Source organism: Pseudoalteromonas sp. AS71 (assembly GCF_038900275.1).
Lineage (GTDB): Bacteria > Pseudomonadota > Gammaproteobacteria > Enterobacterales > Alteromonadaceae > Pseudoalteromonas.
The window spans coordinates 1-21,132 of the sequence record NZ_JBBMQZ010000028.1 but is presented as its reverse complement, the minus strand read 5'-3'; the positions used below and the strand labels follow the sequence as shown (position 1 = coordinate 21,132).

The following is a 21,132-nucleotide window of genomic DNA, read 5'->3' as shown; positions in this document are numbered from 1 at the left end:
TTGATCTTTGTGAATTGAAATTTGTTCAATCTAGGCGCGATTAAATCACGGCGCGAGGTTTGTAACCTAGTGGGCTAAGTAAAAACCGAGCAACAAATAATTAATCGCCCCTAGAAAGAACCCAAAGAGCAGCGTATGTTTGGTATTTATGCAGCGTTATAGCCTATTTATGGGGAATAACCACACTACATAGGCTCTGCCTTGTCTAAAAACCAAACACACAGCTGCAAATTCACCCACCAAAGATCAACACGCCCGAATACATTCAATATAAAATTAATTTTAGTATAGAAGACATTTATCATAACGCGATAAATAATAAGAACTTTAACCACTTTCGCGTATTAATTTCTACATGAATGAGAATGTATTTATCTAACCGTCTCGGTGCTATGCTATTACTAACAGCTTAAAAAGTTAGCCTTTCATATAAACCAGATGCTCTTGATACGCTTTTATTCATTGCTAATTGCAGTACTTTTTTATCAGCCACCAGCTCAAAGGTATTTTTAGCGCGGGTTATACCCGTATAAACTAATTGCCTGTTTATACCCATGCGCGCTTGTTTTAGCGGTGGCAATACCATAGCGGTGTAGTTAAACTCTGAGCCTTGTGATTTATGAATGGTCATTACGTATACTTTATCGTGTGCGGGGAGTCGTGCAGGCGAAAATGCTCGTTGGTTACCTTGCTCATCAATAAATATGGCTTTGAGTTGATTACTTTCATCTGGCATTAAAATACCAATATCACCGTTAAATAACTTAAGTTGATAATCGTTTTGGCTCACCATAATAGGCATACCCGTATAGTGGTGAGTATTAGGACTAACGGTAATTAAACCTTGCTGTTGCAACACGCGCTCTATTCGTTGATTTAAGCTATGCACTCCGTAATCGCCCTCTCGTACCGCAGCTAAAAGCTGATAACTAGCAAAAGCAGCATGCACTTGTGCAACACCTGTACCTTGGGCAATTAAGTTAAGGTATTTTGCATAATGACTTGCTGCACTTTTAACGAGTTTTTCAATCGGTTTTGCTACAAAGTCGTAATCTAAAATTACATCGTTAAAGCGCCCTTCAGTACTTTCTAGCTCTACGTAATTTAAAATACCGGTGTTATTGGTGTTTACCGCAAGTGCAAGTTGACCAATACCGCTTTGTGCGTCAAATCGATAACTGTGTTGTAAAAAGGCAATGCAATCTGCGAGTTTAAATTCACTCGCACTTTGCGCTGCAAGTTTAGCCTCGTTATTAAAGCATAAATTATTTAACTCATCACAACGTGCTTGCGAATAGCGTGGCATTTGTCCAAGTGTTAAACCTTGGCATAAATCGCTCATTACGCTGCCGGTATCTACTGAGGCAAGCTGATCTTTATCACCTAAGAGTATTAACCGCGCGTGCGCGGGCAGTGCTTCTATTAATTTAGCCATCAGCGATAAATCGACCATGCTGGCTTCGTCAATAATCAGCACATCTAAATGCAGCGGATTGCTTTTGTTATGTCTAAATTTATTAGTAAACGGTTTTACGCCCAGTAAGCGATGAATCGTTTGAGCGCTTTGCGGTATCAGCGTTTTTATATCATCAGGAATCGTTGTGAGCTTATTTTTGGCGCCCAAAATAGACTCACTTAAACGTGCAGCGGCTTTACCTGTAGGGGCCACCAGCTTAATACTAAGGGGTGCTGTTTCATAAAGTGACTGCAAAATAGCCAGCAACTTAGTCACTGTGGTAGTTTTACCTGTACCTGGGCCACCCGTGATCACACTAAAGCCTTTGGTGGCCGCAATCGCGCACGCCACTTTTTGCCAATCAGTTTCAACAGTTGAATCAGCAGGAAAATAGGTATTTAAAAGTTCAGCCAATACTTCATTATTAATATTGAGCTTTCGCTCGCTCATGCTTAATAGTCTATCCGCGAGTGTTTGCTCATAACCGGCAAGGCGCGCAAAATAAAGTCGCTCGTTAAATAATTGCAATGGCTTACTCTCGCCAACGCTTTCATGGTTTTGTAAATAACTAACCGCTGTGTGTACATTAAAGTCATCATCAAACGGGCTTAGCGTACTGGGTACATTGCCATCGAGTTTATTAAAATCGCCTTTGCGTAAATTAAAAGGATTGCTCCAATCAACTTCATTTAAGGTTAAACAACTGTGCTGACTTTGCTGCGATAAGCACAGCAGTAAAATAATATAAAAAAATTCATTATGAACGTTATTAGCGCACAATAGCTCAGCGAGTTTTACATCAACGACACGTAGCCGATTTTCAGCTAATAGATACTCAAGTAACGGCACTTCGGTAATTGAATATTTTACAGCCACCTCATTTTGTGATTTAAGAATATTTAGAGGCTCATCGCTAGGCGCTTGATCAATATCGTCAAACAAGCCAGGTTGTTCATTTAAATCGCTCATAGCATGGCTCCTTGGCTAAATAAGCCATCTAAAATAATCACTTGTTCTACAGTTAGCTTTTTAAAGTACACGCCTTGCCCTGCAGGCATTCCACGTAAAAAAGTGTAATACACGCCGCCTAAATGGGTTTCAATTGAATAATCAGCTATACGTTGTTTTAATAAACGATGCAGCGCTACCGTGTAGATTAAATACTGTAAATGATATTGATGGCTGCTCATCGCTTGCTCAAGCATATCGCCTTCGTAATCAGCTGGCGTACTGCCTAAATAATTAGACTTATAATCTAAAATATAATACTTACCTTGGTAGCAAAATATTAAATCGACAAAGCCTTTTAACAAGCCTTTTACTTGCGAAAACTCAAGCTTACTTTGCGTAAAACCAAAATGTTTAACCAACATTTCGTTTAGCTTAGGTGCACTTAAGCTCTCAAGTGGTAAATTAAACTCCATTTCGACTAGGCAGTCGCTTGGTGTAAGTACACCCAATGAAAGAAGGCTCTTATCTAGAGAGCTGTTATCTAGGGGGCACGCAAGAACATCGAGCACCCATTTTTCAGCCACTTCTCGCCATTGCTCACCTATGTGGTATTTTTCAAGGCAGCGCTTAACAACTTCCGATAAGTTTTGCTCAGTATTAGTTGGGTGGACTATTGGGCTAGTAAAATCTATTTGTTCAAATATTTCGTGCAAACAGCTACCCGGCTTTGGCCCTTTAGGAAAGCTATAAGGTGATGGTAGTTCGTCCTCTTGCACTGCAAACTCGTCTTTTTCGTGATCTTCATCACTTCGCCCTGGGGCTAATTGGTCGCTGTGCTTTTTAAAGCTCAACGCGCTAAAGCTGGTTGCTCGCCAGTTACGCTCTATACTTGCCGTTACTTTATTAACACTTAATGTTTGCTGCGCAATTTTACTATTATTAAAACTAAGTGTTCCCTGCTCTAATAACGTTTGTGAGGTAAATTGCTGATAGCTCATCGCGCTATTAGCGTCGCAAAACTCACTTAAATGCGTACGCCATGTTTGGCTACTGGCAAGTTCAAGCCCTGCAAATAACACATGCCCCAGTGCACTACTTTGCATAGCTAAGCGGCTACTTTGCCCTTGCCCTATGTTATAAACACCCAGTGCACAAAAATGCACAGCCCGTGTGAGAGCGACATAAAGCAGGCGTAAATCTTCAGCTAGGCGCTCTTGCTCTGCTTTTTGCAGTGCATCTTCGTCTTTACTTAAATCGTAAATTAGCTTGCCATTATTATGATAAAGCGCTTCTTTTGTTTCGCGATAGCCACTGGCAAACGGCATAAATACCAGTGGGTATTCTAGCCCTTTTGAGGCATGCATAGTGACAATTTTAACTAAGTTGGCGTCACTTTCTAGGCGTACTTGTACTGTTTCACCGTCTTGTTGGCTTACCTTTTGTGCAAACCAGCGCAGTAAACGCAGCGTGCCTTCAAGCTCTATTTGTTTTTGTTGAAGTATTTCGCCCAAATGCCTAAAGTCAGTCAGCCAACGCTCAACGTTATACCCTAAACCTTGCCATTTAGCGCTAAGCTGATTATGGCTCATTAAACGCTCAAGCATTGCCATAGCGCCTTGCTTGTTCCAAATGTGGCTAAGTTGTGCAAAAAAGTTTAAGTAGTCTTGCCATTTATTTTCATCATCGGCGAGTGCGTGTATTTCGTTATAACTTAAACAAAATAGCGGGCCGGCTAAAACACCGCGCAGCAATGACTCGTCATATTGACCATGCAGCGCTGTTAAAAAGTTAAGTAGGTGATGGCTAAGCTCTTGGCTAAAAACGCTCTCGCGCGATAAATACACGCTGGCTATTTTGGCTTCGCTAAGTGCTTTTTTCATTATTTGCGCTTCAACACGGTCGCGCACTAATATACAAATATCGGCAGCGCTTACAGGAGTACTGCCAATACAGGCATTACCTTGTTTTGCTTTTTCAAGCAGGGCCACTATTTTATTAGCAAAATGAGTGGCTAAATGTGCTTGCCCTATACCTTTGTTAGTTGGTTTGTTTTTTTCATCGGCGGCTTCATCTACAAATACGTTAAATTCGAATGCGGTCGCGGGTTTGCCATCAATTAAAAAAGAGTCTTCCGCTTTTTTACCTTTAGCAGCCACTGCGTTAAACGGTATGGCGTCGTTATAGATAAAGCTGTTAGCGTGTTTGCCAAATAAACTATTAACACTATTTACTATATCGGTGCTTGAGCGAAAGTTAGTACCCAGCGTAAATTGCTGATCAGTCTGTACAGCTTCTTTTGCGCCAATATACGTAAAAATATCTGCGCCCCTAAAGCCATAAATAGCCTGTTTGGGGTCGCCTATCATGGCAAGCGTGGTATTTTGTTGCCCATAAATTTTACTAAAAATACCGTACTGAATCGGGTCGGTATCTTGGAATTCATCAATCATGGCAACCGGAAACAACTGCGCAATTTTTTGCGCTAGTACGTCGCCTTGCTCGTTATTAAGCGCACTGTGTAAATTGGTCAGTAAATCATCTGGGGTGATCACGCTTTGCTCTTGCTTGCGCTTAACTATTGCGGCTTTTACCCAGCGCGCTGCATGTTGTACAACCGCTATTTTGAGCCCTTGGTTTATGCTGTTATTAAGTGCGGCAAGCTCGTCAAACTGACTCAGTAATGGATGCACAAATAATGGCTGATTTTTTTTATAATTACTCACATCGCTTAAGTTTTCTGTACTCCACACCTCAAACGAATACTTGTTAGTGCCAAATTCAAAAAACAAATCGCCGGCTAAACAAAATGCTTCAAGCGCACCAAGGCTGCCTTTTCGTGCTGGCGTTTTAGACCCGCTTAAACCCGAGCTTTTAATGGCACCGATAAACTCTTGATCTAACACTGCTTTTTTAAATGCGGGCACACGGGTTATGTACTCGTCACGGGCTTTCCATACATCATCTAAATTTATTTGTGGTGTAATGTGCGCATTAGCTTTGTTTAAAATGCTCGCCACTTGAGCGAATAAAGACTCTGGTGCGGCAAATACATCTAAAATAGCATCGGTGCGTTCTTTGTTAAGTGGGTATACAAACGCACGCCAAAAATCTTTAATAGTTTCGAGCAGTATGTCGCGCTCATCTAAAATAAATTCGAGGTTAAACGCCACGCCCGACTCAAACGCATGTTGTTTTAGCATCCGCTGACAAAAGCCATGAATAGTAAAAATAGCGGCTTCGTCCATTGATTTAGCAGCTGCATCGAGTAAATCAAAGGCGCGGTGTTTATCATCAATTTTGGCAATTACGCCTTCAATGAGTTCATCGTTTGGGTTTTGCCCAAGCAGTGCGTCACGTGCAGCAATAATTCGGCTACGTACGCGGTCTTTAATTTCTTGGGTGGCAGCGTCGGTAAAGGTTACTACCAAAATTTGCTCAACACTGAGCGGCGTATTTAACTCACCTTCTATTTGCATACCTAATAAGTAACGTAAATACAGCCCCGTAATGGTATAAGTTTTACCAGTACCCGCACTGGCTTCTATTAAACTTTGACCAATGAGCGGCATAGTAAGAGGATTAAGCGCTTGCATGGTCACTCTCCTTTGCGTGTTCAAATAAAGGCGTGAGCAATTTATCACTCCATTTTATAAATTCTTCTTGGCAGTCGTTTAGCGATTGCACCGTTAAGCGAATATACGGATTTTCGCCCTCGCCTCGCCCTATGTATTGCGGGCTAAATTTGCTCATTGCTTTTATTATATCGCCGCCACTTTTAACGTACTCATACCCACTTACCGGAAAAAACGGCACCGGCTCTGCGCGCAGCGCTTTGTATAACTCAAACCAATCGGCTAATAGTGCATCCGCATCGGCTTTGTTTATGGGCGCAAAGGTAATTTGCTTATCAAGCCCAAGTAACAATGTTTCTACGTGATGATCCATACTTTGCGCTGCAAGATGATAAATAAAGCCTTTAATTAAATCTTTCGCTTTAATACTCGCACTGCGGTAAAACACTTGTTTTTGCAAATAAACATGATTGAGCCAGCCTTCTATTTTGGTGCCTTCAATGGTAAGCAAAACCTCTATTGGCTCACTTTTCCCGCCTTTAATGTGCTCTTTAACCTGCCCTGCAAGCGCGTCAACTCGGTGCTCCATACTCTCAAATATGAGGCTGCCTACATTGGCTTGAGGTAACTCACCTCGCTGCAGTATTTGCTCTGTACTCAGCGGTTGCCCGTTTATATTGGCTTTAAGTATTTCATCAAGATAAAAATAACGGCGCAGCGCATCTAGGCTAAAGGGTTCTTCGTCTTTTGCTACTTCGTTAAATTGTGGCAGGCGTAAACCTAATGTTTGTTGATAAAAGCTCTCTTGTGCGCTGCACACACTTCTAATAAACACATCAAGATCTAACTGTTCTGGCACAGTCACATCAAGTGCAATAACCGGCTGTGGTTTAATTGACTCACTTGGCAGCCAAATTGGATTGTAACTGTGGTTGCTCAGCACAGTATTGGATTGTTCATCGGCTAAATAATAATGGCTATTAAAGGGCTGTAAATGCTGCTGATTGATTAGACATTCTGGCAGTGTTTTTTCGCTTTTCTCGCTTAATACAAAGCTACGCCCAATATATTCTAACAGCTCGCTTACAAGCGTTGATGGCATGCGCGGTTGGTTATCAAAACACGAACGACCAATGTAACTCATGTATAAGTTGTCGCGGGCACTTAGTAGTGCTTCTAAAAATAAGTAACGGTCATCTAATTTACGTGATCGGTCACCTTTTTGCTTTTTAGAATACGGCACTAAGTCAAAACCAATAGGCTGTACGTTACGCGGGTAGTCGGCATCGTTTAAACCCAGCATACATACCACTTTAAATGGCACGGCGCGCATGGGCATAAGTGTACAAAAGTTTACTTGCCCAACTAAAAACCGCTGCCCTACGCCTTTTTCTTGAATGCCTTGTTTAATTAAGTAACTAACAATACGCTGCGAAACTGCTTTGCTGTAATCGCCGTTGTCGTGGTGTTTTTGTAACTCTTCGAGCACGTTTTGCAGTACTAATAAATCCCAGCTGTCGTCGCTTTCACTTTCATATATCGCGTTTAATAGCTCGCTTAAAATATGCGCTTTATTAGTGAGCGTATCATCGGGCGTTAACTGCTCTTTAAAGCTTTGCAGTACATCAATAAAGTGCACGAGCTTGTTGAGTGTATCAAGCGCCATGCCTTCTACTTCATCGGCGCTGTAAATACCATTAAACGGGCATTGCTCGTCGCGCATGGCAATGCCAAGCAATAAACGGTTGAGCCCATGTTGCCAGGTATTTAAGTCGATAGCGGGTAAATCAAAGCTGCTTTTATGCGCTGCGTTTATGCCCCATTTAACCCCTACTCGTTCAAGCCAGTATTGAATTTGCTCGTACTCGTGCGCTTCAAGCCCAAACTTTTCGGCTATTTGCGTCACTTGTAATAAATCGAGAATATCCGACACACCAAAGCGCGAAAACGGTAAGTTAGCTAAACTAGCAAATGAGCTAAGCACGGGCTTTTCTTGCTCTATGGCTAGATCGGCCAATGCGTAAGGAATAAAGCGGCTGCCTTGTGCCCCGCCAAATACGGCTTCAATGTAGGGGCTGTAAGTGCCTACATCGGGCATCATGACGATTATGTCTTTGGGGGTAAGCGCCGGGTTTTGATTAAACAAGTTAAGTAAGTAGTCGTGCAAGCGCTCAACTTCTCTGAGCGGTGTATGGCAATCGCTGAGCGTAATGCTGGTGTCGGTTGCGCTGATTGGTAATTTACCTTCGTCGTTTATAAACCACTCTTTGTTATCGGTCAGCGATTCACCTTTAAACGCAAGCTGATAAATCTCGCTTTGTACTTGCCCTAGTAAGGTGTCGTCAAACACATCAATAAAACCGTCAATCCAACGGGCATCTAACTGTACAAGTTGTTCAAAATAGTCGCGGCCTAATTTACCCCACGACGATAACAACGGATTACCAATAAAGTAGTATTCTTCATCTGGATTGGTTTGTTTTTTTTGTTGTGCTTCCACCAGCGGCATTTTAGCGTATTTAGCGCTTATTTTAGCCGCTGTTTTTTCATCTATAATATCGCCCCAGTAATGCTCACTCGGGTTAAAAAAGAATAATATAACCTCGGTTTTTTTACTCAGCGCTTCAAATACGTCTAGCTGGGAGCTGGCAATCGCAGATATACCAAATAAGCTAATGCGTTGTGGCAGTAAGCTATTATCCATAGTCTCAAGCGCTGCAAGTAACTGCCCTTGCATATTAGCGCGATGAAATTGACTTTGCCCAAGGTCTTGGCTTAATTTTACAATGCGTCGCCATAAGTCAGGTTGCCATGGTGCAATGGCTACATCTACATCATCAAGCTCATCTTTGCCGCTATCCCATGTGGCTATCCAGTGTGGTCGGTACATTAAATATTGGTCGTACACGTCGGCTATTTTTTCGCACAGCGCAAAAGTTTTTTGCCCGTCAATATCGCCCTCTAAATAGGTTTTTAGCGGCAAATATAATGGCTCATCAATACAGTTTGGTAAAATTGCAAATAGTTTCCAAGCAAGGTTGGGCTTGTTAAATGCCGACTCTTTAGGGACATTTGGCAGTAATTGCTGATACAACTGCCAAATAAAGCTCGACGGCAGCGGAAAATCCACCTGCGCTGCAACCCCTAAGTTTTCGCTCAAACCTATTTTTAACCACTGCGACATACCCGGAGATTGCACTAGCACTACTTCTTTGTCGAACGGGCTTTGCAATGGGTTTACTTTTAACAGCTGGTGGAACTGCGCTTGCAGGGCTTCCATACGGTTTGATTGAATAATATTTAGCATATAACACTGACCTTGCTTGAGATAAAACCAGTGTAAGATATTTTCAATATTAGGGGTAGTTATTCACTGAAATTGGTTCTAATAAATCAATACGTTAGTCATTAAATAATCAAAAGCCCATCAATAATGGGCTTTGTTTTAATTTAATAACTAATCTTACAATTTAACTTAAAAGTCAGCGGTCAATGTAACTGCTGCAGTGCGAGGCGCACCAATGTAATAAGTAGCGCCGTTACCAGTGCCACCTGCTAAGTAGCTTTTGTCTGTAACGTTATAAACAACAAACGATACGTCAATGGCTTTAAACGGACCTGCATCTACGTCAGTTGAATAACCTGCATTAAAATCAAGTACGGTGTAGCCGTTTACTTTATTACGCGTGCGAGTGTCTTCGTCTTGCCATGCACCTAAGCGCTCACCGGTGTATTTAGCCGATAAACCAACACGAAAGCCATCGCTAAAGTAATCGGTAGATACCACAAATAAATCTTCTGATGAATCTATTATGCTGTCGCCTTTTCTAAAGCTCGGTGCTACCTCATTACCACTTTCATCTCTTAATATTACACCCTGTGAATCGTATGCATTTGGATCATCCGACGAATACTCAGAACTGCTATTTGTATACGACGAGTACACGCTCCAGCTTGGTGTTAACATATAGCTTGCTGCAAGCTCAAGCCCATTTGAGTCAATCCCCCCCACATTTACGTACGAGCCATTTGTACCAATGGTATAATCAATTCCGTCTGTGCCACTACCAGGGGCAATAAAGGTAATGCGGTTATCAAACTTAACACTGTAAGCCGTTGCTGTAAGGGTTAATCTGTCGGCTTGGTAACGTACACCAAAGTCGATGTTGTCGGCAGTTTCTGGCTCTATGTTTGTAAGTGTTGAGCTGTCTCGCTCAAGCACACCGTCTTTTATTGCTGAAAAATTCTCGCTGTAACTGGCAAATAATTCTGTGCTGTTATTTAGCTGATACAATACGCCACCGCTAAATAACACGTCTGAGTCGCTATCTACTTTATCTGATCTTTCGTTAGCAAAGTGGTCGTACTTTTGTAATTCAACTAAATATTGTTTTGCACCAATATTTAATGTTAAGTCACCAAAATTAATCGAGTCTTGTAAGTACCATTTGAATGTATCGGTATCAAAAGTGTTTTTGTATTGTGTCCAGTAAGGCGTGCTATCAAAGTGATGATAAATACGCGCGTCAATTACTTTGTGCCAATCACGCGACTCGTCACGCTCGCTTTGCTCATACCAAAAGCCCGCTTCGATATCGTGATCACCAAATGTAGCTTGGTAATTTGCCGTTACACCTAAACGATCTTTGTTGTAATGCGTATGGCGGTAAGACATAACCGGCGTTGCTGTTGCATCGTAACACGCAGGATTTAAACCAGGACCCGACTCCCATGGCCAGCTCAAACTTTGCGTACAATCGGCATTGGGTGCAAACGGGTTGCCTTCACTATCAGCAAAACCATAAGAGCCTGCATTAGTGCCACCCTCCGTTGTTGGGTCGCCATTTTCATCAACAGGCGTTGTTAAATAAGGTGGGATCCAATCGCCGCGACCTGAATTTTTATGATAATAAGGGCTAACAGTTAATAATGAAGTTGGTGAAATCGCGTATTCAAATTTTAAATAGCCTAAGGTATTTTCACGAAGCGTTCCCCAACCTTCTGCAAACATTTGGTCAAAATGCGGAACTCCTGTCCAATTCCATGTTAGCTGATCCCAATCGGGTGTTTGTTCAAACTGCTCTAGGCTTACGCTGTTATAGTTTGTCTCGCTTACATCATCATAAGATAAACGACCAGTGAGCGTTAAATCGTCTAAATTAGATACAAACTTAAGCTCAGCGTGTTGGTTGTCTTTGCCCCCATTACTGCCCGAACCAATCCAGCGGCTTGTATCGGTTTGCGAGTAACTTACGTACGCTTGTGTGTTATTAAAAACAGTGCCTGTTTCGTGTTTAATATAATAACGCGTGGCATCGTGGCTGCCTGATGTATAAGCAAAGGTAGTGCCTTTTTCAATGCTTGGGTCTTTACTTACAAAGTTAAATGTCCCGCCTAGTGCTTCAAGTGAAGCCGACTTAATATCAGAGGTACCTTGACCAACTTCTACTGTTGCTAAATTTTCACTCTCCAAGTAACGGTTAGCTTTAGCACCACCGCCGTAATTAGAGCCACCATTGGGAATGCCATCAACGGTCATACCTAATTGTTGTTGGTTTCCATCAATACTAAAACCACGCATAGTGATTGTAGTAGACCAATCGTCGCCACCAAATGCATCACCTTCGTTTATGCTAATACCTGGTAAGTTATCAATAACCGATAATATGCTCGATACCGAACTTTGCTGCTCAAGCATTGCAGGCTCAATAACATTGTTAGCGTAGCTCGTTGGTTTAGCTACAACGGTTACTTCTTCTATGGTGTTGTCGTTAGCATAAGTAGATGTTGATACCGCCATGGCAATAGCCATGCTCAATAGCGATTTGTTTTTTAAAGCGTACATTGTTGTCCCGTTTAGTTTTAATTATGTAATATGAAAACGAGCACAGTATGGATTTTAAACATGACAACGAGGATGAACTTTATTTACATAAAGGTTAAACAAATATGGAAGATTTATGGCGAGAATATGTACAAAAAAAGACACCCAAAGGTTTAGCTTTGGGTGCCTTAATTATTTTCTAGAACTTATTACAAATAGTAATTTATTTTAATTCAGCTAGCATTTCATCGCTGTATGGTACTAGTTCTTCACCGTTTGCAATTTTGCTAATGTAATCTGGGTTTGCGATAAGTGGGCGACCAATAGCGATTAAATCAAACTTAGCATCGTTAATTGCTTCTTTTGCTGACTCAAAAGTATAGCTGCCTACGCCTACTAATGTACCTTTGTAGCCTGCACGTAAAAATTCAGACGTCGTTTTACCTTCAAGCGACTCAAACGCTGTACTGTCGTCAAAAATACCGCCGTGTAAGTACGCTAAATCTCTTTTTTCTAGTTCTGGTAGTAAGTAGTCAAATACCGCTTTATCACGGTTATCTTCACTCATATTAAAGTAAGCACCCGGTGTTAATCTAAGTGCAGTACGCTCGTTGCCAACAGCTGCAATAACCGCATCTGTTACTTCTAATGCAAAGCGCGACATATTTTCAGGCGTTTGACCGTATTCGTCGCTGCGTGTATTTGCAGCATAATGTAAAAACTGGTCAATTAAATAACCGTTAGCGCCGTGAATTTCTACACCATCAAAACCTGCTTCAATTGCGTTTTCTGCCGCTTTTGCGTAATCGGCTACTAAAGATTTAATGTCATCTGTAGTGGCTGCTTTTGGAGTGATGTAGGTAAGCTCACGCATACGAGGCACAGAGCCTTCAACGCCAATTGCCGATGGTGCCAGTACATCGCCATCAAAAAAGTGAGGATGTGCAACACGGCCAACATGCCAAAGCTGTGCAAACATTTTGCCGCCGTTAGCGTGTACTGCATCTGTTACTTTTTTCCAACCTTGAATTTGCTCACTGGTAAATAAACCCGGAGTATTTGGGTAACCTTGCGCGTCTGGGCGAATAATAGTTGCTTCACTAATAATTAAACCGGTTTCGGCACGGCGAGCATAATATTCAACCATATCTTGTGTTGGCACTAAGTTATCGTCAGCCATGCAACGAGTTAGTGGCGCCATAAGTACGCGGTTTTTAAGCTCAATTGTGTTATTTAGTTTAAACGGAGCAAGTAAATCAGTAGTCATTTTTCAATCCTTCATTAAGTATATGCTTACTACAATGTGGCCTTTTTACAAACATTCAAGCTTATTTTGAATGATCGCTCAAATTAGTGAGGAGTTATACTGCTCAATATGTGAATTAGATCTGCATTAATGAAATTAAATAATAACTTTTCAACACTCTGTCATATAACTCGATATACTTGTACGCTATATATTAAATATCGATAGCAACGAGAGTGAGCCAATCATGACGAGCGAAAATGCAACCGAACAACAAGCAGTAATTTTAGGCCTTGGGGCAAAAAAACGCTTAGCTTACATGTTCGAAACCGTGCAAGAATTTAAGCAAGTATGGATTTTAAACGACGACGATGGCTGCGTTATGCTTGCCAATGAAGACGACGATTGCGTGCCTGTTTGGCCAACTCGTGAATTTGCAGAAGCGTGGGCTACTGGCGAATGGGCTGGCTGTAGCGCTAAAGCAATCCCACTTGCAGATTGGTTTAGTCGCTGGACACCAGGTCTTGAAGAAGATGATTTACTTATTGCCGCATTTCCTACTGAGGAAGACGACGGTACGATATTGTTTTCAGATGAATTTGAAAAACAGTTAAAAGCGCCAAAGAAAAAGTACTAAGGTGTAAAGCCTAAATACTCAGAGTTCTTTAATTTATAAGCGCGGCACTTAATTTAGTAGCCGCGTTTTTATTACCCGTTTCTAAAACTCAAATACGCTTGCGTTATAGCATTTGCATCTTCTACTTGTGGATAATGGCCAAGCTCTGAGAACTCTTTAACACTCGCGTTTGGTATCAACTTTTTGTAATGCTCAATCATGTGCTTACCAGAAATCGGATCTACTGCGCCTGCTATAAACGTAAGTGGTATATGGCTATTTACAATAGCACCAACCCAGCGTTCTCGGTTTTGCTGCCTCTGCATTATATAACTAATGAGTTTAGACATAACGGCTAAGCCATCTTTGTAAATCAGCAGTTCCCAAAGTGTGTCTATTACCTGTGTTGTAGGCGGTGTATTTTTACCAAAAATAGTCACTAGATTATTGGCAAATTTTTGTTTATTCATTAATTTTGGCACTAGCCAACCAAACTTAGATAATAATAATTTTTGTATAAATAAGGGTTTATGCACCTCAGGAAATAACCCACCGTTTAAAAAGCACACGCTGTTAATTTGTATTTCACTTTGCGAAGCTACTTGCCTTGCTAATAACTCTTGAGCGACTGTATCGCCATAATCATGGGCTAGTATATGCACATCATTAATATTTAAACGCTTTAAAAATTGTGTGTATAAATCAGCTTGTTCTGTAATTTTATAGTCTGCATTTTTTGGTTTATCTGATAAACCAAAACCTAGCATATCGAGTGTGATCACAAAATAATGATCGCTAAGCGTTTGCCACATACCTTCCCAGTCCCAACTGGCGCTAGGAAAGCCATGTATTAAAAGCAGCACGGGGTTTGTTACATCCCCGGCTGTTTTAGTAAAAATTTGATGGCCATTAATTTTGGTAAATGAACCCTGAGAACGCCACTGCTGTAGAGAAAACATGTATTAACTTAATTGTTATTATTTATTTGTCAGTTTTATTATAGTAATCAGAAAAAAAACCAGTGTATAAAAATAGCATTGGTTTTTAAAAGTCATTTAAAATTTAATAGTGTAATCCATATATACTCGATGGTCTGCTCTGTCACCTTTAACACCGTCAACACTGCCTGTTTTATCGGTTATATAATCTAAAAACAACCAGCGTAAGCTTAAACCTTTTATTGCCTCAACTTTATAACGTGTATCTAAAGCCCAGTACTTTTCTTCGGCTTCACCGCCTATTTGACCTAAAGCTGAATTTTCGGCGCCCGTACCGCTAGTGTAATAAAACTTAGTACTGAGCCCTGGCGATACAGCTTTTAAGTTAATGCCCAAGCGTGCCTGCCATGATGTTTCATTTTGGTTTGTTAAATCGGCACCAATCAGGGAGCGCGTCGGGAATGGATTTGTTCCATGATCGCCACTAAAGTTATCTTCAATCCAAGCATCACTTACTTTCGTAAATGCAGCACCTGCGCTCCAAATACCTTTTTTCCAATCAGCATCTAAGTAATAAGCAAATCCATCGTTTTCACTTTTAGTTAAGCCTGTTAATGCTCCAGGTGTATCTTCATCATCTAAATCGCCGCCCTCTGCGCCTGTTACAAATAAATCACCATCATCTTGTGAGGTAAATATACCACTTGAAAGTGTTAACTTACTTTGTTTAAGTTTAATATCATAACTCATTTTTAATCCCATTTTACTTAGATAATTCTGGGACTTTAAATATTCAGCCTCTAATGTTAGATCGTCTTTTTTGTGCGTAGCACCTACGCCCCAAATTACACTAATAGCGCCAGTTGCCGATTGTTCGGTAGAAAAGTCTTCCCATCTATCATCGTGTCGTCGGCTCCATTTATCATATACATAACCATATACCTTAGTGTTGCCAATTTTATAGTCGCCAAAAACACCTCTAAAGGTATTAGGAATAGCCCGACTCCCAGAGCTTTTAAGCAACATACTTTTAGTTTTTTGCCCGCCCACTTTCACGTGACCGTTGTTACCCAATTTAAAATCTAAAAAATATTGACCAAATTTAGAAAAGCTATCGTCAACTCCACCGCTCTCATTACCTGCTGGTAAAATATTACCTGCGGCTGAACCTGTAGAATTAATATTCATCACGGTGTAGGTCGATACACCCACACTAACTAAGTCGTTTATATAACCAGAGGTGTAATTGAGTTCTATACCTTGAGCGAAGGTTGAATCGTCGCTTGCATCGTTATCGTAGTCACGATCAAAATAAATTGACCTGAGTTTTATATTAAACACATCTTGTTCTGTCAGTCCATTAACAGCGGCATACGAAGGAATAGAAAAACATATTAATACTGCGCTTGTTGCCACAAGTGATTTAGAGAACCGTTGAGCCATAGTTGTCTCCGTTACCTTGTTTTGTTTAAATTTTGACTGTGTAGTGCTTAACAGCGTGTATATTTTGCGACCTACACGGCAAACATGTAATAAGGTAATTAAATTTCACGCAATGACTTTTCTTTCATGCACTAAATATAGAACAATATGAGTTTTTAATGATTTAATTTTCATATTATAAAATATTAAATATTTTTTTGTATCGGATGAATACAAAAATGACAGAGAAATTGGTTATACAACTCGTAGTTGTATAACCAATTTACTTTCAGAATATCATGACTACGATTTCATCTGACTCAGCTTACACTTACCAAATTTATATTATAAAGAACTCCTTAAGCTATTAGGTTGAAGCGTGCATACAGAAATATATGGTTTATGGTTTTATTATGGCCCTGAAGAAAGCTATATTTATTAGATACATACTTAAGTCATTTAAATATCGTAATATATCGGCAGTGTAATCTTCAAATATTATTGCACTGTAATAAAAAGCTAACCGACATTGTTATGTGGATCGCAATTATCAGTAAAAGATCAAAAAGCATGGAAGGTTTAACACCTTAAACCAATACTTTTTCGCTAGTTCTAAAATAATAGAAAGCATATAAATCATTAGCTTTATATGCACTCTCTATTTACTCATAAAACTCAGAATTAAATTTCCTTTCACTCTCGAGCTCTAAACCTCTATAAAATATATATATTCTAATTATGAACAAAGTTGTATCCTGAATAATAAGTGCTATATTTATTTTGATAATAGAGGTAGATACGCACTCAGCATATTAATAATAAAGGATGAGTTAATGTTCTCAGGACGACTGGTTAGGAAAGGGTTTTTAGTCTCTATACTTGCTCATGCCATTTTTCTTATCAGCGGTATTGTATTAACTTTCTTCGCTCACATTAAACACCAAAACGCACTTAACTATAAAATAAACGAAGCACTTAACAACCGCCTTTCTACGCTCTCAACAGGCGTAACGAATAGAATCGACTTATATAAATATGGGCTCTTCGGTTTAAAAGGGTTTATACACGGTATAGGCGTTAATAATTTAAACTACCAAACATTTTCTAATTACTCTAATAGTCGTAACTATGGCCAAGAATTCCCCGGTGCAAACGGGATTGGTTTCATTCGAAAGGTAACATCTAAGAATCTAACCCAGTTTTTACATACTGCAAAATATGATAGACCCACTCAAACATTTAACTTTAATCAGCTTAATAATGATAATAATGAACATTTTATTATTCAGTATATTTTTCCTGAACATAAAAATTTACAAGCAATAGGTTTAGATATTGGCTCAGAGAGCATGCGTAAAAAAGCAGCATTAAATGCAGCTTCTAACAATAAGGCTCAACTCACGGGCCCTATAACTTTAGTACAGGCTAATGAGCAATCACTGCAAGGGTTTTTAATTTTACTGCCAATTTATAAAAGCATTACGATTGCGGATAATAAAGAGCAACGCATTAATGAGATCTTAGGCTGGGCATACGCTCCATTATTAATAAATAAAATTTTAGACTCTCTCTCGCTAGTTGATGAGAATAAGCTAGTCATTAGCGATATAGCTAACAACGCTAAAACTGACTTTTTTAGCTACGGTATTCAAAGCAATTCAGCTAATTACCAGTTAACTAAAATAATTAAAGTGATGGGAAGAACATGGGAACTCACGCTTAGTGCTTCAGACGCATTTATTGAAACATTGCATTTGCCGGGTAAATATCAAGCTATTGTCAATGGTATTTTTTATACTCTTATTTGCATGTTTATAATTTTATTACTACAGCTATTTTTTTACCGTAGGGCACAACGAACGCAGCGAAGAATTGTCAAAGCTAAACAAAATAAGCATATGCTTCAGCAAACAAATTTAAAATTAGAAAAAGAAGTAAAATTACGCACTAAGGAAATTGCCGATATTAGTATGCTTCAACGAAGTATTTTAAATAGTGCCAGTTATTCAATTATTGCAACCGACATAAACGGCTTAATTACTTTATTTAACCCCGCCTCTGAAAAGTTATTAGGTTATAAAGCGCAAGATGTTATTGGAATTGAAAACCCAGCAATTTTTCATTTAAAAGAAGAAATAATAAAAAAAGCGAACCAGCTTAGTACTGAATTAAATAAAGCTGTACCGCCTAGTTTTGAAGTCTTGATTTTAAAAGCAACGGCTACAGAGCCTGATATCAATCAGTGGACATACATTTCTTCTACAGGCGAGCACGTACAAGTTAATATAAGCGTCACCTCTTTATTAGATAATGAAAATGAAATCGTTGGCTATTTAGGTATTGCTTATGATTTAACAGAGCAAATTAATCACGAACAAGCTCTAGGACACGCTAAAGAACTAGCTGAACAAGCATCTCAGGCTAAATCTGAGTTTTTAGCAAATATGAGCCACGAAATACGAACCCCAATGAATGGCATACTTGGCACATTACAGTTATTGCAAGAGCAGCCCCTCAATGAAAAGTCAAAAGAGTATTTAAAAAAATCACTTTATTCGACCCGCTCACTCACCACTATTATTAATGATATTCTCGATTTTTCTAAAATTGAGGCCGGTAAGCTTTCATTAGAGCATAAACCTTTTGATCTTTTTGAACTTATTCATCACCTAGAGTCCGATCTTGGTCTGCAAGCTAGCGATAAAAACATATACCTTAAATTTGTGATTGATATTGAGCACAAGCATTGGGTGGGCGACCCAGTTAGACTCAGACAGGTATTTTTAAACTTAATATCTAACGCGATTAAGTTTACATCTCAAGGTGGCGTTACAGTAACGTTTAGGCTAACCGACGAAAAAAAAATATGTTGTTGTATATCAGACACCGGAATTGGAATCTCTGAGCAAGCAATTGATCGATTGTTTGAGCGCTTTGAACAAGCTGAGCAATCAACCACGCGTGAATATGGTGGTACGGGCCTTGGCTTACCCATCACTAAATCATTAATAGGCCTTATGAATGGCGAAATTAAAGTAACAAGCCAGTTAGGTTCAGGGAGTCAGTTTTATGTGTACTTACCATTAAAACAAGCGCAGGTGGATGACAGCACATTAACAACCAAAAATATTGAGCTTCCTGACCTATCTGGAAAAATTATTTTATTAGCTGAAGATAATAAAATAAATCAGCTTGTTGCAGCTGCGATGCTTGAACCAACTAAAGCCACCATTATTATTGCCAACAATGGTTTAGAAGCGATTTCATTATACGAGTTACACAAACCAGACATTATTTTTATGGACATTCAAATGCCAAAAATGGATGGTCTTCAGGCATGTAAAAAAATTAAGGCGCTTAATAGCGAACAAATTGTTATTGCATTAACTGCTAATGTTTTTACAGAACAAAAAGAAATATACAGGCAGCTATTTGATGGTTACGTTTCAAAACCAATCGAAAAACATGAACTTGTCGGCATGTTATCGACACTTTGCTTAGTAAATAATTAGTCATTCTGAGGGCATTAAAAAACCCAGTTATTGTTACCTTTCGATATTAATAACTGGGCTCTAAGAATAATGGTGGAGGGAGAGGGATTCGAACCCTCGTTAGGGATAAACCTAAACACACTTTCCAGGCGTGCGCCTTCAGCCACTCAGCCATCCCTCCACGGTGCTGCAATTGTGTAATGCAACAGCGCGCTATAGTATGAAATAGACCCTTAAGGTGCAAGGCATTTTTAAATTTGGGCCTTTAAATGCTTACTAATCAAGCAACACTTACCTATAGGCACAAAAAAACGGCTAAATCTAAGACTTAACCGTTTTTAATTTATACTCTAAAAGTTACTTAGCCATGCTCGCAGTAAACTCAAGCATGCGATTTAAGGATTTAAGAGCGCCTTCGCGTAAATCCATATCAACGAATACTTCTTTGCCTTTAGGACTTATGAGGGCTTCTTCAATCGCTTTTAAGCCATTCATTGCCATCCAAGGGCAATGTGCGCAACTTTTACATGAAGCGCCCTCACCTGCAGTAGGAGCCGCAAAAAACTCTTTATCTGGACATAGTTGCTGCATTTTATAAAAGATGCCGCGATCAGTTGCTACAATAAACTTTTTGTTGTCCATTGTTTGCGCTGCTTTGATCAATTGGCTCGTAGATCCAACCGAATCGGCAAGAGCAACTATTTCTGCTGGTGACTCAGGATGAACTAAAACGCCTGCATCTGGGTGTAGCGCTTTCATGTCTTTGAGTGCTTTTGTTTTAAACTCGTCATGTACAATACATGCGCCATTCCACATAAGCATATCAGCACCGGTATTTTTTTGAATATAACTACCAAGGTGCTTATCTGGGCCCCAAATGATTTTTTCGCCTTGCTCATCGAGGTACTCTACTATTTCAAGTGCACAGGATGAAGTTACAATCCAATCTGCACGTGCTTTAACAGCCGTAGAGGTGTTTGCATATACAACTACTTTACGATCAGGGTGCTGATCGCAAAACGCAGAGAACTCGTCTATCGGGCAGCCAATATCTAACGAACATGTTGCTTCAAGCGTTGGCATAACAACCGTTTTATTTGGCGTTAAAATTTTGGCTGTTTCGCCCATAAATTTTACGCCCGCAACAATAATCATATCTGCATCGTGACGTGCGCCAAAACGCGCCATTTCTAGCGAGTCGGCAACGCAGCCGCCGGTTTCTTCAGCAAGTGCTTGAATTTCAGGATCGGTATAATAATGGGCAACAAGTACTGCATTTTTATCTTTTAGTAATTGTTTTATACGCGCTTTATATTCGCCTTGCTCGTCTTGTGTTAACGGTGCTGGCTTAGGGGGAAAAATATAACCTTCAGGCATAATAGTTTGAGCTAGACTCATGTTCTCGACCACTTATCTACAGTGCATTAATTAGGGCGAATTATACGAGAATATGAAAGCAAATAACAGCGAACTAGTAAGGCTGTTTATAAAAAATAAAGTGGGAAATTAAAAAAGAATATAAAGGAAAGTATTAGAGAGTGGTGGGTCATGATGGATTTGAACCATCGACCAATTGATTAAAAGTCAACTGCTCTACCAACTGAGCTAATGACCCG

At 39.9% G+C, this 21,132-nt stretch carries 10 protein-coding genes and 2 tRNA genes; 2 read left to right on the top strand and 10 right to left on the bottom strand.

The window, feature by feature from the left end; all coding sequences use genetic code 11:
- Nucleotides 1-409 precede the first annotated feature (409 nt).
- The 5 genes from recD to WNY98_RS17930 form a co-directional block, all read right to left on the bottom strand.
- The gene (recD, locus tag WNY98_RS17950) at nt 410-2,425 is read right to left on the bottom strand and encodes an exodeoxyribonuclease V subunit alpha (protein WP_342878576.1); all 2,016 of its coding nucleotides are present in this window, start codon (nt 2,423-2,425) and stop codon (nt 410-412) included.
- Nucleotides 2,422-6,000, bottom strand: coding sequence for an exodeoxyribonuclease V subunit beta (gene recB, locus WNY98_RS17945; RefSeq protein ID WP_342878575.1), 3,579 nt, complete (start codon nt 5,998-6,000; stop codon nt 2,422-2,424). The genes recD and recB overlap by 4 nt, the downstream gene beginning before the upstream one ends.
- Entirely contained in the window at nt 5,987-9,286 is a 3,300-nt protein-coding gene (gene recC / locus WNY98_RS17940; RefSeq protein WP_342878574.1) for an exodeoxyribonuclease V subunit gamma, read from the bottom strand. The genes recB and recC overlap by 14 nt, the downstream gene beginning before the upstream one ends.
- Before the next feature lie 168 nt (nt 9,287-9,454).
- On the bottom strand, nt 9,455-11,824 hold the full coding sequence (locus WNY98_RS17935; protein ID WP_342878573.1) for a TonB-dependent receptor: 2,370 nt from the start codon (nt 11,822-11,824) through the stop codon (nt 9,455-9,457).
- Between the two features lie 202 nt (nt 11,825-12,026).
- Complete coding sequence (locus WNY98_RS17930) at nt 12,027-13,070, bottom strand: alkene reductase (protein ID WP_342878572.1); 1,044 nt, start codon at nt 13,068-13,070, stop codon at nt 12,027-12,029.
- Between the two features lie 226 nt (nt 13,071-13,296).
- On the opposite strand from WNY98_RS17930, the gene WNY98_RS17925 reads away from it, so the two are divergent.
- Nucleotides 13,297-13,686: a DUF2750 domain-containing protein gene (locus WNY98_RS17925; RefSeq protein WP_024599157.1), complete on the top strand. Its 390-nt coding sequence runs from the start codon at nt 13,297-13,299 to the stop codon at nt 13,684-13,686.
- Between the two features lie 71 nt (nt 13,687-13,757).
- Here the strand turns inward: WNY98_RS17925 and WNY98_RS17920 are convergent, their stop codons facing one another.
- On the bottom strand, nt 13,758-14,624 hold the full coding sequence (locus WNY98_RS17920; RefSeq protein ID WP_342876440.1) for an alpha/beta hydrolase: 867 nt from the start codon (nt 14,622-14,624) through the stop codon (nt 13,758-13,760).
- A 96-nt stretch (nt 14,625-14,720) separates the two neighbouring features.
- Nucleotides 14,721-16,046 (bottom strand): OprD family outer membrane porin, encoded by a 1,326-nt coding sequence (locus WNY98_RS17915; protein ID WP_342878571.1) that lies wholly within the window; start codon nt 16,044-16,046, stop codon nt 14,721-14,723.
- A gap of 812 nt (nt 16,047-16,858) precedes the next feature.
- On the opposite strand from WNY98_RS17915, the gene WNY98_RS17910 reads away from it, so the two are divergent.
- Nucleotides 16,859-19,537, top strand: coding sequence for a CHASE domain-containing protein (locus tag WNY98_RS17910; protein ID WP_342878570.1), 2,679 nt, complete (start codon nt 16,859-16,861; stop codon nt 19,535-19,537).
- A 70-nt stretch (nt 19,538-19,607) separates the two neighbouring features.
- Here WNY98_RS17910 and WNY98_RS17905 read toward each other — a convergent pair.
- From WNY98_RS17905 to WNY98_RS17895, 3 genes are all read right to left on the bottom strand, one after another.
- Nucleotides 19,608-19,697, bottom strand: a tRNA-Ser gene (locus WNY98_RS17905).
- 176 nt (nt 19,698-19,873) lie between these two features.
- The gene (gene nadA, locus WNY98_RS17900; protein ID WP_342878569.1) at nt 19,874-20,914 is read right to left on the bottom strand and encodes a quinolinate synthase NadA; all 1,041 of its coding nucleotides are present in this window, start codon (nt 20,912-20,914) and stop codon (nt 19,874-19,876) included.
- 141 nt (nt 20,915-21,055) lie between these two features.
- Nucleotides 21,056-21,131, bottom strand: a tRNA-Lys gene (locus WNY98_RS17895).
- Between the last annotated feature and the right edge of the window lies 1 nt (nt 21,132).

Bases quoted from the DNA above. Each gene is read 5' to 3' on its own strand.
- WNY98_RS17930 (WP_342878572.1), bottom strand. From the start codon at position 13,070: ATGACTACTGATTTACTTGCTCCGTTTAAACTAAATAACACAATTGAG.
- WNY98_RS17925 (WP_024599157.1), top strand. From the start codon at position 13,297: ATGACGAGCGAAAATGCAACCGAACAACAAGCAGTAATTTTAGGCCTT.
- WNY98_RS17910 (WP_342878570.1), top strand. From the start codon at position 16,859: ATGTTCTCAGGACGACTGGTTAGGAAAGGGTTTTTAGTCTCTATACTT.
- WNY98_RS17920 (WP_342876440.1), bottom strand. From the start codon at position 14,624: ATGTTTTCTCTACAGCAGTGGCGTTCTCAGGGTTCATTTACCAAAATT.
- recC (WP_342878574.1), bottom strand. From the start codon at position 9,286: ATGCTAAATATTATTCAATCAAACCGTATGGAAGCCCTGCAAGCGCAG.
- WNY98_RS17915 (WP_342878571.1), bottom strand. From the start codon at position 16,046: ATGGCTCAACGGTTCTCTAAATCACTTGTGGCAACAAGCGCAGTATTA.
- recD (WP_342878576.1), bottom strand. From the start codon at position 2,425: ATGAGCGATTTAAATGAACAACCTGGCTTGTTTGACGATATTGATCAA.
- WNY98_RS17935 (WP_342878573.1), bottom strand. From the start codon at position 11,824: ATGTACGCTTTAAAAAACAAATCGCTATTGAGCATGGCTATTGCCATG.
- nadA (WP_342878569.1), bottom strand. From the start codon at position 20,914: ATGAGTCTAGCTCAAACTATTATGCCTGAAGGTTATATTTTTCCCCCT.
- recB (WP_342878575.1), bottom strand. From the start codon at position 6,000: ATGCAAGCGCTTAATCCTCTTACTATGCCGCTCATTGGTCAAAGTTTA.